The sequence below is a fragment of the Streptomyces enissocaesilis genome (assembly GCF_039533765.1).
Classification (GTDB): domain Bacteria; phylum Actinomycetota; class Actinomycetes; order Streptomycetales; family Streptomycetaceae; genus Streptomyces; species Streptomyces enissocaesilis.
On sequence record NZ_BAAAUD010000036.1, the window covers coordinates 55,494 to 70,428 of the forward strand.

Sequence of the window (14,935 nt, forward strand, 5' to 3'; positions counted from 1 at the left end):
ACGCACTACGCTTGGCCCGTCACCGGGGCCATCCACCGCGCCCCGCGGTCCGCGCTCTGGGAGCTTGCCCTCATGCTCAGGTACCTGCCGTTCCTCATCGTTCTGGCGCTGTGGATCTATGCCTTCATCGACTGCCTGAACACCCCCGAGGAAGAGGTCCGCCACCTTCCCAAGGTGGTCTGGGTGATCATCGTGCTGCTCTTCGGCGAGGTGCTGATCGGCCCCGTCGCCTGGCTCGCGGTCGGCAAGGTCCGCAAGGGAGCCCGCGACGGCTCCGGCGGCACGCCCTCCGCAGGGCACCGCGGCCCCAGGAACACCTGGGTCGCCCCCGACGACAACCCCGACTTCCTGAAGTCCCTCAAGGACGAGAGCGCCGAGGACGAGTCGATGATGAAGGACTGGGAAGCGGACCTGCGCCGCCGCGAGGAGGAGCTCAAGCGGCGCGAGGACGGCCCCGGTCCCGAGGAGTCCGGGCCGTCGAAGTGACCCGCTGACAGCGGCGGCCGTACGGCACGGTCACCGCCGCCAGCAGCGGGCCCCGGGCCGGCAACGGGCCGTAGCAGGCCGGCATGAGAACGTAGTGGCCGCCGACGGGGCCGCCGGCCTGGTCGAAGTCGGTGAGCAGCACCGCCGCGAAGCCGCCCCACCGGGCGAACGTCACGGTCGCAGCGCCGATGCGGGCGGCAGTCACGACCACGCGAACACGGACCGGCCTGCCGCCGATGACCGGGAGCCAGGACGGGACGGCCTCGCCCCACGGACGGACCGGGCCGGGCGTCAGCAGGGCGAGCACCTCCGTGAGCAGGCTCAGGCCGATCAGGTACGCCGTGCCCCGGCCGGGCGAGTGGTACTCGGTGGCCGGCTGCCGGCGGGTCTGGCCCAGCGGGACCCCCAGGGGCCGGGCTGGTGCGGCCCGGGCCCGGGGACGGGTCAGACGCCCGCGTACGAGTGCTTGCCGCTGAGGAAGATGTTCACGCCGTAGTAGTTCCACAGCCAGCAGCCGAACGCGAAGAGCGCCAGGTAGGCGGCCTTGCGGCCCTTCCAGCCCGCCGTCGCGCGCGCGTGCAGGTAGCAGGCGTACGCGACCCAGGTGATGAAGGACCAGACCTCCTTGGGGTCCCAGCCCCAGTAGCGGCCCCACGCGTCGCCCGCCCAGATCGCGCCCGCGATGATCGTGAACGTCCACAGCGGGAAGACGGCGGCGTTCACGCGGTAGGAGAACTTGTCGAGCGAGGCGGCGGACGGAAGACGCTCCAGGACGGACGAGGCGAAGGCGCCCGGCTTGCCGCCGCGGGCGAGTTTCGCCTCGTACCCGTCACGGAAGAGGTAGAGGGCCGTGCCGACCGCGCCGAGGTAGAACACCGCACCGCAGAAGATCGCGGTGGAGACGTGGATCCACAGCCAGTACGAGTCCAGCGCGGGCACCAGCTGGTCGCTGTCGGTGTAGAGCCACGTCGTGGCGATGCCCAGGTCCAGCAGGACCGTGGTGACCAGCGGCAGACCGGCCCAGCGGACGTTCTTCTTCGCGGCCAGGATCGCCAGGTACACGCCGACGACCACGGTGGAGAAGGTGATCGAGAACTCGTACATGTTGCCCCACGGGGCGCGCTGCACCGACAGGGCGCGGGCGATCACGCCGCCCGCCTCGACGAGGAAGGCGAGGACGGTCAGCGAGACGGCCACGCGTCCGTAGAGGTCGCCCTTCTCGGTGCCGCCGGCCGCTCCCGGGCCGTCCGGCACGTCGCGGGTGCCCGCCGCGGACCGGGTGACGACCTTCGGCTTGTCGAGGACGGTCGTGGAGCCGCCGGAGCGCACCGTCACCGCGGGGGCGGCCTTCGCCCCCGCGCCGCCGTCGGCGGTCAGCGCGGCGGCCGTGCGGCCGACCTTGCTGCGGCTGCCGAAGACCCACTCGGCGATGTGGGCGAGGAAGGCCAGCGTGTAGACGGCCATCGACGAATAGATCAGCACGTTGCTGATGTGGGCGAGGTTCTCGTTGGTTGCGGCCGCGAGATTCACGCGCGGACTCCTTCGACAGGTTCAGCGGGATCAGGTGCCGTCGGCGCCTGTGAGTTGAGCGTTGCGGCCAGGTCGGCCAGTTCCTCGGGAAGCTTCGAGGACTCGCTGCGGCCGAGTCCGGCCATCTCGACGACGGTGACGCCGTCCTTGCCCCGTACGGCCCGGACCCAGACGCGGCGGCGCTGGATGAACAGCGATCCGGCGAGTCCCGCGATCGCGGCGACGGCCCCCACCAGTGCGGGTACGTTGCCGGGCTGCTGCGAGACCTGGAAGGTCGCCCACTCCTTGACGTCCTTCTCGAACGTGATGGAGCCGGCGCCGTCCGGCAGCTTCATGGTCTCGCCGGGCAGCAGCCGCTGCTTGAGGTCGGCGCCCCGGTCGTCCTTGAACGCCTTCATCTTGCGCTTGTCGAGCTGGTAGACGTTCTGCGGCAGGCCCGCGTCCACGCCGAGGCTGCCGTGGAAGGCGTTGAGCGCGAGGACGGGGAAGTCGAGGCCCGGGTACTGGGAGAGCATCGTGCCCTTGCCCGCGCCCGCGAACGTCGGCACGAAGAACGCCTGGAAGCCCAGCTGCTCCTTCTTGCCGTCCTTGTCGCGGTAGCCGTCCATCACCTTGATCGCGCCGGACGAGGTGACGTTGGAGTCCATGGGCAGCAGCGGCACCGCGCCCTTGAAGACCTCCCTGCCCCTGCCGTCCCTGACGGTGACGACCGGGGCGTACCCGTGGCCGATCAGGTAGACCTTCGAGCCGTCGACCTCCAGCGGCCGGTTCACCTCGATCGTGGTCTTCTTCCCGGCGCCGTCGGCCCCCTCGGCGTACGTCACATGGGCCTCGTACGTACGGGGCGTGCCGCGCTGGGGGCCGGTGCGCTCGTACGTCCCGACGAACTTGTCGAGCGTGAAGCTGAACGGCGCCAGGTCGTGGTCCCGGTCGAAGAGCGATCCGGACTTGAAGTCGTCGTACTGCGTGAGGGTGTTCGCGAAACCGCCGCCCTCGACGATCAGCTTGCCGCCCTCGGACTTGAACAGCTGCCCGGTGGCGAAGGACACCAGCATCACGATGAGCGCGACGTGGAAGATCAGGTTCCCGGCCTCGCGCAGGTACCCCTTCTCGGCGGCGACCGCGTCACCGACGGCATCGGACCGGAAGCGGCGCTGCTTGAGCAGCGCCAGCGCGGCCTCGCGGACCTGCTCGGGGTCCGTCTCCGTACGCCAGGTGGTGTACGCCGGAAGCCGCGTCAGGCGGCCGGGCGCGCCCGGCGGGCGGCCGCGGAGCTGGCCCACGAACTGCCAGGTGCGGGGCACGATGCAGCCGATGAGCGAGACGAAGAGCAGGATGTAGATCGCGGAGAACCACACCGAGCTGTAGACGTCGAAGAGCCCGAGGTCGTCATAGAGCGGCGCGAGCGTCTCGTGCGCCGCCCGGAACTCCTCGACCTTCGTCTCGTCGACACCGGTCTGCGGGACCAGCGACCCGGGGATCGCGCCCAGCGACAGCAGGAACAGCAGGATCAGCGCGACGCGCATCGACGTCAGTTGCCGCCAGAACCAGCGCACCCAGCCCGACGTCTCGCGCCAGGCCCAGGCGATCCGGCCGGCCGCGCCGGGCCGCATCACACCGCCGAAGGAGCCGGGGACCGCCCGCTCCCGGGGGGCGGTGGAGAGCTGGGCGCCGGCTTCGCCGAGCTCCTGCTCGTCGTGCTCGGCGGCCGCCGCGATCGCCTCGTCTGTCGTCTCGTCGGTCGTCTCGGTCTTGCTCATGGAACTCAGATCCCCACCGTGAAGCCTTGGGTCCAGCCCTGCATGTCCTGGATGATGCCGTTCCAGATCCCCGTGACGAGCAGGACGCCGGTCGCGATCATCATCAGTCCGCCGATGCGCATCACCCAGGCGTAGTGCTTCTTGACCCAGGCGAACGCACCGAGCGCCCGCCGGAACGCCATCGCGGCGAGCACGAAGGGCACACCCAGGCCGAGGCAGTACGCGACGGTCAGCACGGCCCCGCGCCCCGCGCTCCCGTCGTTGAGGGCGAGCGTCTGGACGGCGCCCAGCGTCGGGCCGGTGCACGGCGCCCAGCCGATGCCGAAGAGGGCACCGAGTACGGGCGCGCCCGCCAGTCCGGCCGCCGGCCGCTTGTGGAAGCGGAACTCGCGCTGGGTGATCCAGGGCAGCAGCCCCATGAAGAAGACGCCCATGAGGATCATCAGTCCGCCGAGCACCGTGGAGAGCGTCTCCTGGTGCTCCTGGAGCGTCGACCCGAAGAAGCCGAACAGCGCCCCGGTCGAGACGAAGACGGCACTGAACCCGAGCACGAAGAGCGAGGCCCCCGCGACCATGCGCCCGCGCCCGGCCTCGGCCAGGTCGGTGCCGCTGATTCCGGTGACGTACGACAGATAGCCGGGTACGAGCGGCAGCACGCACGGCGAGAAGAACGAGACGAGACCGGCGGCGACGGCGATCGGCAGCGCGAGTATCAGTGCACCGCTCAGAACCGTCGTGTTCGGGTCGGTGACCGCGGCGGCGAGAACGCTCACGTGGTCACTTCTCCGCGATCAGCGGGTCGATCATCTGGTGCAGCTTCTTCTCGTTGAGGGCCATCAGGGAACGGGCCGCGATCCTGCCCTCACGGTCGATCACGATCGTCGACGGAATGGCCTGGGGATTCAGGCTGCCCTTGGGGAAGCGGAGAACCAGTTTGCCGATCGGGTCGTAGAAGCTGGGGTAGGTGATGCCCCACTGCTTTTCGAACTCGATCGCGGGGCCCTTGGAGTCGTCACGGGTGTTGATCCCGACGAACTCGACGCCCTTGTCCTTGGTCTCCTTGGCGACCTTCGCGAAATTCGGCGCCTCGGCCCGGCAGGGGGAGCACCACGAACCCCAGACGTTCAGGACGACGACCTTGCCCTTGAAGTCGTCGATGTCGAGCTTCTCGCCTTCGAGCGTCTCGCCGTCGAGCTTCGGGGCGTCCTGCCGCTCGCCCTCGGCGACGGTGGAGATGCCCCCGCTGCCGGTCACGAACTTCGCACCGCTCGACCCCGACGCCGTGGCGCCGTCGCCTCCGCACGCGGAGAGGGTGAGCGCGCCCGCGACCGCGACGGCGGGCGCCGACGCGGCGTGGCGGGTGCGGTTCGAGCGGCGGCGGAAGGCGCGGCTAAGGCTCATGTGAAAAGTTTCGCATGAGCGTTCCAGGGATCTTCCGCGCCCCCCGTGGTGCCCGTAAAGCCCCTTGTCAAGAGCGTTTAAGGAAAGACTTCCAGCCGCCCGCCGGGGACTGGCCGACCTGGAGGGAGCGCAGCTTGGCGAGGACCTTCGGGTCCTGCACGTCGAGCCAGTCGCAGAACTGCCGGAAAGAGACCAGGCGCACGTCCTTCTTGCCCGCCATGCCCTTGAGCGCTTCCTCGACGGCGTCCATGTAGATGCCGCCGTTCCACTGCTCGAAGTGGTTGCCTATGCAGAACGGCGCGCGATTGCTCTCGTACGCCCGCCGGAAACCGGAGAGATATGCCTCGGTGGCCTGCTTCTTCCAGCCCGGGTAGCGGGAGGGCATGCCCTGGGTCGAGTTCTTCGACTGGTTGGCGAGGATGTTGTAGTCCATCGAGAGCACCTCGAAGGAATGGCCCGGGAACGGCATCGCCTGGAGCGGCAGGTCCCACAGGCCGCCCCGCTTGACGGGCCACATCTGGCGGCCGCCGGGCGAGCTGGCGTCGTAGCGCCAGCCGAGCTTCTTCGCCGTCGGGAGGAGGTTGTCCTGGCCGAGGAGGCAGGGGGTGCGGCCGCCGACGAGCTCCTTCTCGTAGTCGAAGGGCAGCGGGTCGAGGTCGGTCCAGCCGCTGTTGGTCTTCCACTCGGTGACGAAGGACTTGGCCTGGGCGGTCTCGTTCTCCCACTGGGCGGGCGTCCAGTTGCCGACGGTGCCCGAGCCCGCGCAGAAGTGCCCGTTGAAGTGCGTGCCTATCTCGTGGCCTTCGAGCCAGGCCCGGCGGACGTACTTCAGCGTGTCCTTGATGTGCCCGTCGGTGAGGTAGCCGATGTCGGAGGCGCCGACGGGGTTGTTCGGCGGCTTGTAGAGGCTCTTCTTCGACTCGGGGAGCAGGTAGAGCCCGGAGAGGAAGAAGGTCATCGCCGCGCCGTGGTCCTCGGCGAGCTTCAGGAAGCGCGGGAACAGGCCGTTGCCGACCTCGCCCGCCCCGTCCCAGGAGAAGATCACGAACTGCGGCGGGGTCTCGCCGGGCTGGAGCGGTACGGGCTTGTCCGGCTGGTTCGGCTGCCGACCGGTGTCGGCCGTCGAGCCGTCGCCTATCAGCCGTACGTCGCCGCCCGTTCCGGTCGGGGACGGGGTGCCGGCGCCGTCACCGCCGCCCCCGCCCTGGGCGGAGCCGGGGCTTCGGTGGCCCGACGCCCCGGCAGCGCCGCAGCCGGCCAGGCCGGCCGCGGCCGCTGCTCCGAGTCCCAGTCCCAGCAGACCCCTTCGACTCATGTCCCGCATACCCGTGTCCCCATCCGCGCTCGTCATCCCCGTAGGTGCCCGTCGGCTCTTACAACGGACGACGGGTTAGAGGGGCGGATGAAGACGTCGGTTCCGACGAACCGACATATTTTTCCCAGGCGTGACCGAATATTGACCGGGGAGTGATCGGAATTACGCGCCGAATGCCTTCGTTTTGCCCTTTACGGGCTTGGCGCCGGCCAGCAGGTGCGCGGGGACGAGATCGCGGGCCGGCTCGCTGTAGCCGACGGACACGATCTTGTCGCCCCGGAACGTGAAGGTGGTGAGCGAGGCGAGCGTGCACTGCCGCTTGCGCGGGTCGTGCCACAGCCGCCGCCGCTCGACGAAGCTCCGTACCATCCAGATCGGCAGCTGATGGCTGACGGCGACCGCCTCGTGCCCGCGGGCCGCGTCGCGCGCGGCGTTCAGGGCGCTCATCATCCGTACGACCTGCTCGATGTACGGCTCGCCCCAGGACGGCTGGAACGGATTCGTCAGGTGCCGCCAGTTCCCGGGCCTGCGCAGCGCGCCGTCCCCGACCCCGAAGGTCTTGCCCTCGAAGACGTTGGCCGCCTCGATCAGCCGCTCGTCGGTGGCCAGGTCGACGCCGTGCGAGGTGGCGATCGGCGTCGCGGTCTCCTGGGCGCGCTCCAGCGGCGAGGAGACGACGTGCGTGATGTCGCGCCCCGCGAGGTGCTCGGCGACCCGGTCGGCCATCTGCCGGCCGAGGTCGGAGAGGTGGTACCCGGCCCGGCGCCCGTACAGCACCCCGTCCGGATTGTGCACCTCACCGTGGCGCATCAGGTGGACGACGGTGGTCTCGCTCATGCCGTGGCCTCCGCTGCGGCGCGGGCGGCGGCGGGCAGCGCGGCGGCGATGCGCTCGACGGCCCGCGCGTCGTGGGCGGTGGAGACGAACCAGGACTCGAAGGCGGACGGCGGGAGGTAGACGCCGTCGGCCAGCATCGAGTGGAAGAAGGCGTTGAAGCGGAAGGCTTCCTGCTTCCGCGCGTCGTCGTAGTCGCGCACCTCGTCGGCCGTGAAGAAGACCGAGAACATGTTGCTGGCGCTCTGGACGCGGTGCGCGACGCCTTCCTTGGTGAGCGCCAGGGTGACCAGCTCCTGGATCTCCCGCGACACCGCGTCGACCACGGCGTACGCCCCGTCGTCGAGCAGCCGCAGCTGCGCGAGGCCGGCGGCGGTCGCGACCGGGTTCCCGGAGAGGGTGCCCGCCTGGTAGACGGGGCCGGCCGGCGCGAGGTGCGCCATGACGTCCTTGCGGCCGCCGAAGGCCGCCGCCGGGAAGCCGCCGCCCATGACCTTGCCGAAGGTCATGAGGTCGGGGGCGACGCCGTCGATGCCGTACCAGCCGGCCTTCGACGTACGGAAGCCGGTCATGACCTCGTCGGAGATGTAGAGCGCGCCGTCGGCCTGGCACAGGGCCTTGAGACCGGCGTTGAAGCCGTCGGCCGGCGGGACGACGCCCATGTTGCCGGGCGAGGCCTCGGTGATGACGCAGGCGATCTCGCCGGGGTGTGCGGCGAAGGCGGCCCGTACGGCGTCGAGGTCGTTGTACGGCAGGACGATCGTGTCGCCGGCCTGCGCGCCCGTCACACCGGGGGTGTCCGGGAGCGCGAAGGTCGCGAGGCCGGATCCGGCGGCGGCGAGGAGCGCGTCCACGTGACCGTGGTAGCAGCCGGCGAACTTCACGACCTTGGCCCGGCCGGTGAAGCCGCGGGCGAGACGGATGGCCGACATGGTCGCCTCGGTGCCGCTGGAGACGAGCCGCACCTGCTCGACGGGCGCGACCCTGGCGACGATCTCCTCGGCGAGCGCGACCTCGCCCTCGCCGGGTGTGCCGAAGGAGGTGCCGCGGGCGACGGCCTCCTGGACGGCGGCGACGACGGCGGGGTGGGAGTGGCCGAGGATCATCGGCCCCCACGAGCACACGAGGTCGACGTACTCACGGCCGTCGGCGTCGGTGAGGTACGGACCGGTACCGGACACCATGAACCGGGGCGTACCGCCCACGGCACGAAATGCACGGACCGGAGAGTTCACGCCGCCGGGCGTCACGAGGGACGCGCGGTCGAAAAGCGTCTGCGAAACTGGGGCGTCATAGGGGAAGCTCACACAAGCCATGGTGTCAGAGGCTCCGGCGGTCTTGCGGACAGGTGTTTCGCCGCACGGTCGTGGGGGAGGTCACTGACACGATGATCGGGTTGCGCGGCCGTGGCCGCGAGTGGTCGGGTGGAGATATGCATCGCGGTGGCGGAGTGGGCGAGGGGACCGACGATCTGGGTCCCGACGAGTCCCAGCGCGGCCGGCACCGGCGTGAGCGGGGGCGCGGGGCGCGGGCGGACAGGCGCGAGGCGAACGTGAACACGGGAAACAGGAGTGGCCGGGTGGGGGTGACCTACAAGTACTTCGGCGCTCCGAACGGAGCCACCGCTGCCCGCGTGCCCATCTCGATGCGTCCGGAGGAGCTGGGCGGCGACGAGCTCGGCATGGGCGGCATGTTCACGAAGATCAAGCCGGAGACGGTGGCCGCGATGGTCCTGACCGGCATCGAGGGCATACCCCTGCACAAGGTGCCGCCGCTGGAGCTGGTCGTGCTCCACCCCGATTACGCGGTGGTCAAGCTCCCCATGACGGTCGTCGACCCGCTGCGCGGCGTCGGCGAGGAGTCGGTGGGCGCGGCGGCCTTCATCTGGTCCACGGTCCCGGACCGCGGGGGCCCGCGCGACGCGTTCAACGTCTACCAGCTGCTGCACGAGTGGCAGGACTTCAGCCATCGGCTGCATGAGGCGGGGCATCAGCCGTATTGCCTTGTGTGGCCCTGATCAGCTCTGAGCTGGGGTTTCTTGCGGGTCGGGCGGGGTCTTCGGGCCTCGCCCTTTTTGGTGCCAGGAGGGGTTGTCAGGCGGCCAGGGCACATTGAGGGCACATTGGTTTTGCTGGGGGTGCTGATGTGCCCTGGGCTGCGGGCGGGTCGCCGTCGTCTTCCGCCTCCGCCTCCGCCTTCGTTTCCGTTTCCGTTTCCGTTTCCGTTTCCGTTTCCGTTTCCGTTTCCGTGAAGGCGTCGTCGATCGCCTTGCGGGTGCGGGTCTCGCTGGACGGCAGCAGGTGCGTGTACGTCCGTAGCGTGAAGCCGGGGTCCGAGTGGCCGAGGTACTCGGAGAGCGCCTTGATGCTCTCCTCTGCGTCCAGGAGCACGGAGGCGTAGGCGTGCCCCGGGTGCACCTGCCTAGGTTTGAAGGCCGCCACCACGTCGACGCGGCTGAAGTGGCCCACTCGCCTTGCGGCACGCGGCTACCTGCACTCTGGAGAGCGTCGACTCGGTGGTTCATTCCTCGATTCGTTGCAGACTGGCTGCCCGGTGATCGCCTGCAGCCGCCAACCCGTCCACAAGGCGGCGCCAGCGTGCGATTTGATCCGGCTGCATCTCCTCGCGTGAGTGCAGTGTTCTGAGCCAGTCGGTGAGATACCAGCACTTGTTGGCGATGGCGCGATAGTTGCCGTCGGTCAGTTGCTCGGCCCAGGTCAGCCCCGTGTTCCGCTGCCACACGAGCGGAGCGCACTTGCCGAGATTCGCGAGCGCGTCAAGAGCCTTCGGTTCCTGGCGGGCGATCCTCATCCAGCAATCCACGAGGCCCGCAATGGTGTCCGGGTGCATCCAGCCTTCTCGCGCGCGGGCCAGGGTCGCGTCGATGTCGGCGTCGCTCACGTCGATGCCCGGGGCGGGCAGGAGCGCCCCCAGCGCGTCGTCGGCCCAGTGACGGTCTCCGTGTAGTTCGGTGCCGTCTCCGATGGCGTCGAGGGCCGCCTCCATGGCGACAGACCACACGTCCGACAGAGACGGGCGCAGGTCATCGTCGTACGTGAACAGAACGGCGAGGTCACGGAAGAATTCGTACAAGGCGCGACCGTTGGCGGCGAACCGCTGTGCATGCGCCTTCAGCGGCCCGGTGTCACCGCGGAGCGCCAGGGTGACGATGACGCGAGCGCTGTCCTTGCTATGCCGATTCTCGTACCCTTCCCTCGCCCAGTGATCTGTGGCGCGGGCGTGGGCGTCCAGCAGGACCTCGACAAGTCCCTTCGCCTGGTCCGCCACGCAACTGTCGCTGAGAGACGCGGCACCAGCGGCGACAAGTGGCGGGATCAGAGACGTCAGGTAGAGCCGTTCCGTTTCGACCTCGGGCAAAGTCTGCTCGTAGGGACCGTCTAGCCGGGGACGGTCGCGTTTGCCACTCTCTGGGTCCCAGTCGCCGAGGCGACAGTCCTCTAGTCCCGCCCGCACGGCGTTGAGCGCTACTTCATGGCGGCACGGGCCAAATCGCTGGTCGGCGTCGCACGGCGCAGCCCAGACCCGGCCGAGAGCTCGGGCGAACGCCATGCGCACCTCATCGAAGTGGTTCGTGGTGCAGCGGTCCAGGACACCGACGATTGCCTGCCTATCGAGCTCGATGTCATCTGATGCCACAGCCAGGAGCGCCGGCAGACCGGTCGCCGCTGACCGGTCTGCACCCAGCGAGTAGAAGGAAGAGGCGACGTACTCGGTATGGCTCGGTTGGGTGATCGCCTCGATCAGGACACCTGTCGCCCAACGCAAGTCGTCGACCGGCACGTCGATACGGCCGTGGAGGTGTGCGACAGCGGCGGCAGCCGCGACGGCGGCGATCGGGTCAAGAGGGTTGAGAGCGGAGTCAGGCAGGTCGTTGCCGAAGGACCGCGCCAAAGCGATGTCAGCCAGGAGCGTGTCGACAGGGGTGACGCGGTCGTCGGATCTGGCGTAGGTGTTCTGCAAGCGCATCGCCTGGCTGGCACGGCTGAACATCTCGGCTTCGGGCCGCATGCGGGCCGCCAGCGGCTCCGGGTGCTGGTACTGCACGATCAAGTTTCCAGAGTCATCGGATTCCGGATGGAAGTTCTCCGGTTTGAACGTCGCCGCCCAGCCCTGTACCGAGGCGAGGAAGCGATCAGCCGCCGGGCTCCCCTGAGAGTCAGCGACTAGCTCCTTAGCACGGCGGATAAGTTCCTCGCCCGTGGCCGCCAGCTCGTTCAGCCGAGTCTGGTCACCGGAGAGAGTCGCGCCAATGGTGAGTTCGGCGGCGACGTCGCGCAAACTTCCCCGACGGCGGGAGAGACCGACAAGATCAGGTGTGTCCGGGCCCTGGACGTGGAGCACTCCTTCACTGGCAGCTCGTGCGAATTCCAGTTGCCATACCTCCAGATCGCGCATCCAGGGATCGAGCAGGTCACCCGCCTGCTCCAGATGGCGTACAAGGAACCCGACCACGAGGCCGGGCATGGCCAGGTTGTTGCAGTCGCGCAGCAGGAACTGCACGATCCGCTCAAGTGGGACGTCAGCGATGGCTACGAGCTGGTCCGCGAGCCGCTCGACGGCAAGTAGCGCACTCATACACGGGTAAGGTCCAACAGACGAACCTCGATACCACGCCCACACGTGTTCGTCTCCGACGCAGCGCCTGACACCGACTCCTGGAATATCAAGATCCACTCCGGCCAGTTCGTCGGGCGATGCCTGAGTGTAGGCGTCGTGGTCCCCAACACGGATGGCCGCCGCGTGGTCGAGCATCCGGTTGATCAATGCCAGCGTCGGCACGAGCCGGACCCTCAGCAGCTGCCAGAAGGGGCCGCGGTACCACCCGGCCATCCGTTCGGTGATGCTTCCGCGGGCGCGGTGGTGCCGGATGCCATCGTCGAAAGGATAAGAACCAGACCAGCCATATCTGGCCGCATCGACGTCGTGCTGTTCGATGTAGTAGGACTCCGTCAAGGCCAGGAGCAGGTCTGGCTGATGTTTGGCCATCTCCGCCACTGGCCAGAAATTCTCTACGACAGGGTCGAGACGAGCTCCTCCGTCGTCGGCGATTCCCCTGAGGAATGTCTCGGCCGCCCCATCAAGATCGGGGCCAAGCATTGCCAAGGCTTCCACCGCGAACTCGTCCCAATGCGGCGGCTCAGTTGCGAGAATACGGTCTCGCACCAACCGTCGAATCGGGTCGGACGCGCCCGTCTCGGCTCTCGCTAGTCCGCGCAGCCAGGCCAGCACCAGCTCGCGGATGGATCGGCTCATTTCATCGGCAGCCCAGGAATCATCGCCGGAATCGGCGTCGCGTTCGCGGCAGAAGCTCAGCTCGACCAGCGGCGCGAGCACCACGGGATCACCGATGTCGTGCGGGGCGTAGCGCTGCATGGCAAGCCGGATCACGGTACGCAACCCGGCTTGCCGGTCCGCCTGTAGAGCAGGCCATGTCCGGCCGAGGATGTCACCGACGGCACCGAGGGTGAGCACTGCCTCCCAGGGCACATCCGACCACCGCTCGCCGTGGTCGGATGCGATTTGGTCAAAGACGGCGCACAGTTGCGCGAGTGATCGCCTGACGTCGTCAGTGGTGAGCAACTGGGCCTGGCAGGCGACGCGCGCGGCACGGAGCGCCCAGCGCGGTGCCTCGGCAGCCGAGAGGAGACCGAAGCCGTCCGTGACGAGCACCCGCACGATGGCCATGTCCCGCACTAGATCACTGGCAAATCGATCAGACGGGTTCCAGGCGCTACTCGCAGTGCGCGGTGCGAGCAGACCGTCGGAACGCAACGAAGGCAGCGCGGCCGAATCAGGTGATACAGAATTGTCGTACGGGAGCAGTTGGCGCCGGGCCAGTGCTCGAAGAGACTGATCCCGAGCGTCAGGAGAGGGTCCTCCCGGCGGCATCATCTCCCCGCAGCGCACCAAGTGATACCAGACGACTCGGAACAGGTCGGCCTCCGATGCTGCTCCCTCCGGCGCCGCCGCGTCCGGTCCTGCGCGCAAAAGCATGTCAACCAGGCCCGGCCTGCCCAGCAACCACCGCGCCCGCTCGTCGGCAGCCCATCGCCGCAGCTGCGGGAACACCTCGATCAACTGCTCGATTTCGGCCGAGGTCAGCTGAGGGACTTCATGCTCGCGGACAAGGCTCTCAACGGCCTCACCGTCTCGATCCACACCCCGCGCGGCTTGTATAAGCACGTCACGTGCGGCCCCGGAACCATCGGTGCGAGTTACTGCCACCACGCCGAGCCCCGCAGTCATCGCCGCTCGGGCAAGATCCGAGAGTAGTTGGGCACGGCCTTCCAGCACCGACTCCGCGCCATCGACGACTAGCAGACGGCCAGTACCCACTGCTGAGGCGCCCAGCACCGAGGTAATGCGGGCACCGAGCAACGCCTCAAATTCCGCCAGCCGTGTGGGTATCTCCCGTAGGTTCAGCACCATGACCGCCACGCCATCGGCCCGCAGTCGCCTGGCAGTGCGCAAGGCCAGAGCCGACTTGCCGGCATCCGGCTCACCGGTAACGACCAGTGCGGTCGTCTGCGATGCAGCCGTGCTCATCTCGACAGCCAGAGCGTTCCCGGCTTCAGTCCGTTCCAACTCAAGATCTTCATCGGCGCCGGTCAAGCGGAAACCCACGAGATTCTCGGCTGTCTCCGACAATGCGTCGAGAGCGCGCCACGCCGCAACGTAGGAAGGGGAACGGCCAACCGCTGTACCGGAGATTTGCCTCCGCACCATGACTTCAGTGGCATGCGCCCCAGCCGGGGCGTAGTTCTGGGAGAGCCTCTCCAAAGCTTCAAACAGCGCGTCAGCCCCGGCCACCGAGGACTCGGGAACGATACTCCGCAGGCGGCCCACGACCGCCGTACGGTCGGACTCGTCGACGCCCTCCAGTCTGAGCTCCCACAACCGCAGCACGTGCAGAACTCGCCAGGTCAGCTCCGCGTCAGGCGTCTCAGTGCTCACCTTTTGGTTGGCCGCTGCCTGAGCGATCAGCGCATCCAGGTGGGTCAAACGAGTGCGAACAGCGTCGTTCGTACGTCCCGCCTGATCCACCGCCGCCCGGAACGACTCCTCGTCGGGCTGTCCACGAGCAATCACAGCCAACTCACGCACCTGCTGCACGGCCGGGTTGGGACTGGCTACGGCAAGTGCCAGCCGCCAACGCCCCGCACTGGCTTCAGCCCAGTGATCGGTAACAACCCGTAGGTAGGACACGAGCAGGTCCGCCGTAGAGTCGTCACTGGTTGTGATACTCGGAGCCCGGCGCACTCCGATCGACAACCGCCGCTGTACGCCGTCAGCCGTGTCGCCGACGACGATCAGGTCGTCCACAGGGCTGAACCGGCTGTCCTGGAAGCGCACTGCTACCGGCGTCACATCGTCGCCCAGTGCCGGGACCGGATCGCCTAGGAGGAGGTGAGCCAGCAGGACAGCTCCGAAGCGATGCTCCAGGACGGTGCCACCGCCACCCGTCGAATACGGGCTGGCCATCTTCTCCGCTTTGTCGCGATCCACCATCTCTGCAGCATATGGCGAAACCACCCTCACCCCAGGAGAGGGCATCGGCAACGTGAGGGCGAAAGGGAGGGCCCGCCCC

Annotated in this window: 11 protein-coding genes and 1 pseudogene; 2 read left to right on the forward strand and 10 right to left on the reverse strand. The window is 68.5% G+C overall.

Annotated features, from left to right (window positions below; genetic code table 11):
• Positions 1-72 precede the first annotated feature (72 nt).
• Positions 73-486 (forward strand): PLD nuclease N-terminal domain-containing protein, encoded by a 414-nt coding sequence (locus tag ABD374_RS17595; RefSeq protein WP_344496246.1) that lies wholly within the window; start codon positions 73-75, stop codon positions 484-486.
• On the opposite strand, the gene ABD374_RS17600 is transcribed toward ABD374_RS17595, so the two are convergent.
• The 8 genes from ABD374_RS17600 to hemL form a co-directional block, all read right to left on the reverse strand.
• Positions 434-991 (reverse strand): hypothetical protein, encoded by a 558-nt coding sequence (locus ABD374_RS17600; RefSeq protein WP_344496248.1) that lies wholly within the window; start codon positions 989-991, stop codon positions 434-436. The two genes, ABD374_RS17595 and ABD374_RS17600, sit on opposite strands and share 53 nt — an antisense overlap.
• The gene (gene ccsB, locus ABD374_RS17605; RefSeq protein ID WP_344496250.1) at positions 931-2,016 is read right to left on the reverse strand and encodes a c-type cytochrome biogenesis protein CcsB; all 1,086 of its coding nucleotides are present in this window, start codon (positions 2,014-2,016) and stop codon (positions 931-933) included. The genes ABD374_RS17600 and ccsB overlap by 61 nt, the downstream gene beginning before the upstream one ends.
• Complete coding sequence (gene resB, locus ABD374_RS17610) at positions 2,013-3,776, reverse strand: cytochrome c biogenesis protein ResB (RefSeq protein WP_344496252.1); 1,764 nt, start codon at positions 3,774-3,776, stop codon at positions 2,013-2,015. The genes ccsB and resB overlap by 4 nt, the downstream gene beginning before the upstream one ends.
• A 5-nt stretch (positions 3,777-3,781) precedes the next feature.
• Positions 3,782-4,549, reverse strand: coding sequence for a cytochrome c biogenesis CcdA family protein (locus tag ABD374_RS17615; protein WP_344496254.1), 768 nt, complete (start codon positions 4,547-4,549; stop codon positions 3,782-3,784).
• 4 nt (positions 4,550-4,553) lie between these two features.
• Positions 4,554-5,177, reverse strand: a complete 624-nt coding sequence (locus ABD374_RS17620) for a TlpA family protein disulfide reductase (protein ID WP_344496256.1) — start codon at positions 5,175-5,177, stop codon at positions 4,554-4,556.
• A gap of 67 nt (positions 5,178-5,244) precedes the next feature.
• The gene (locus ABD374_RS17625) at positions 5,245-6,501 is read right to left on the reverse strand and encodes a polysaccharide deacetylase family protein (RefSeq protein ID WP_344496258.1); all 1,257 of its coding nucleotides are present in this window, start codon (positions 6,499-6,501) and stop codon (positions 5,245-5,247) included.
• A gap of 153 nt (positions 6,502-6,654) precedes the next feature.
• Positions 6,655-7,329: a histidine phosphatase family protein gene (locus ABD374_RS17630; RefSeq protein WP_344496260.1), complete on the reverse strand. Its 675-nt coding sequence runs from the start codon at positions 7,327-7,329 to the stop codon at positions 6,655-6,657.
• Positions 7,326-8,642, reverse strand: a complete 1,317-nt coding sequence (gene hemL, locus ABD374_RS17635) for a glutamate-1-semialdehyde 2,1-aminomutase (protein WP_344496262.1) — start codon at positions 8,640-8,642, stop codon at positions 7,326-7,328. The genes ABD374_RS17630 and hemL overlap by 4 nt, the downstream gene beginning before the upstream one ends.
• Positions 8,643-8,758: 116 nt before the next feature.
• On the opposite strand from hemL, the gene ABD374_RS17640 reads away from it, so the two are divergent.
• Positions 8,759-9,343, forward strand: coding sequence for a hypothetical protein (locus tag ABD374_RS17640; protein ID WP_344496264.1), 585 nt, complete (start codon positions 8,759-8,761; stop codon positions 9,341-9,343).
• Between the two features lie 76 nt (positions 9,344-9,419).
• Here ABD374_RS17640 and ABD374_RS17645 read toward each other — a convergent pair.
• Positions 9,420-9,731: pseudogene (locus tag ABD374_RS17645) on the reverse strand (hypothetical protein); the annotation flags it as partial.
• 115 nt (positions 9,732-9,846) lie between these two features.
• The gene (locus ABD374_RS17650; RefSeq protein ID WP_344496266.1) at positions 9,847-14,856 is read right to left on the reverse strand and encodes a hypothetical protein; all 5,010 of its coding nucleotides are present in this window, start codon (positions 14,854-14,856) and stop codon (positions 9,847-9,849) included.
• Positions 14,857-14,935 lie beyond the last annotated feature (79 nt).

What these genes read in the sequence shown, in the direction of transcription:
- ABD374_RS17595 (WP_344496246.1), top strand. Translation starts at nt 73, where the DNA reads ATGCTCAGGTACCTGCCGTTCCTCATCGTTCTGGCGCTGTGGATCTAT.
- resB (WP_344496252.1), bottom strand. Translation starts at nt 3,776, where the DNA reads ATGAGCAAGACCGAGACGACCGACGAGACGACAGACGAGGCGATCGCG.
- ABD374_RS17620 (WP_344496256.1), bottom strand. Translation starts at nt 5,177, where the DNA reads ATGAGCCTTAGCCGCGCCTTCCGCCGCCGCTCGAACCGCACCCGCCAC.
- ABD374_RS17625 (WP_344496258.1), bottom strand. Translation starts at nt 6,501, where the DNA reads ATGCGGGACATGAGTCGAAGGGGTCTGCTGGGACTGGGACTCGGAGCA.
- ABD374_RS17630 (WP_344496260.1), bottom strand. Translation starts at nt 7,329, where the DNA reads ATGAGCGAGACCACCGTCGTCCACCTGATGCGCCACGGTGAGGTGCAC.
- hemL (WP_344496262.1), bottom strand. Translation starts at nt 8,642, where the DNA reads ATGGCTTGTGTGAGCTTCCCCTATGACGCCCCAGTTTCGCAGACGCTT.
- ABD374_RS17640 (WP_344496264.1), top strand. Translation starts at nt 8,759, where the DNA reads ATGCATCGCGGTGGCGGAGTGGGCGAGGGGACCGACGATCTGGGTCCC.
- ABD374_RS17650 (WP_344496266.1), bottom strand. Translation starts at nt 14,856, where the DNA reads ATGGTGGATCGCGACAAAGCGGAGAAGATGGCCAGCCCGTATTCGACG.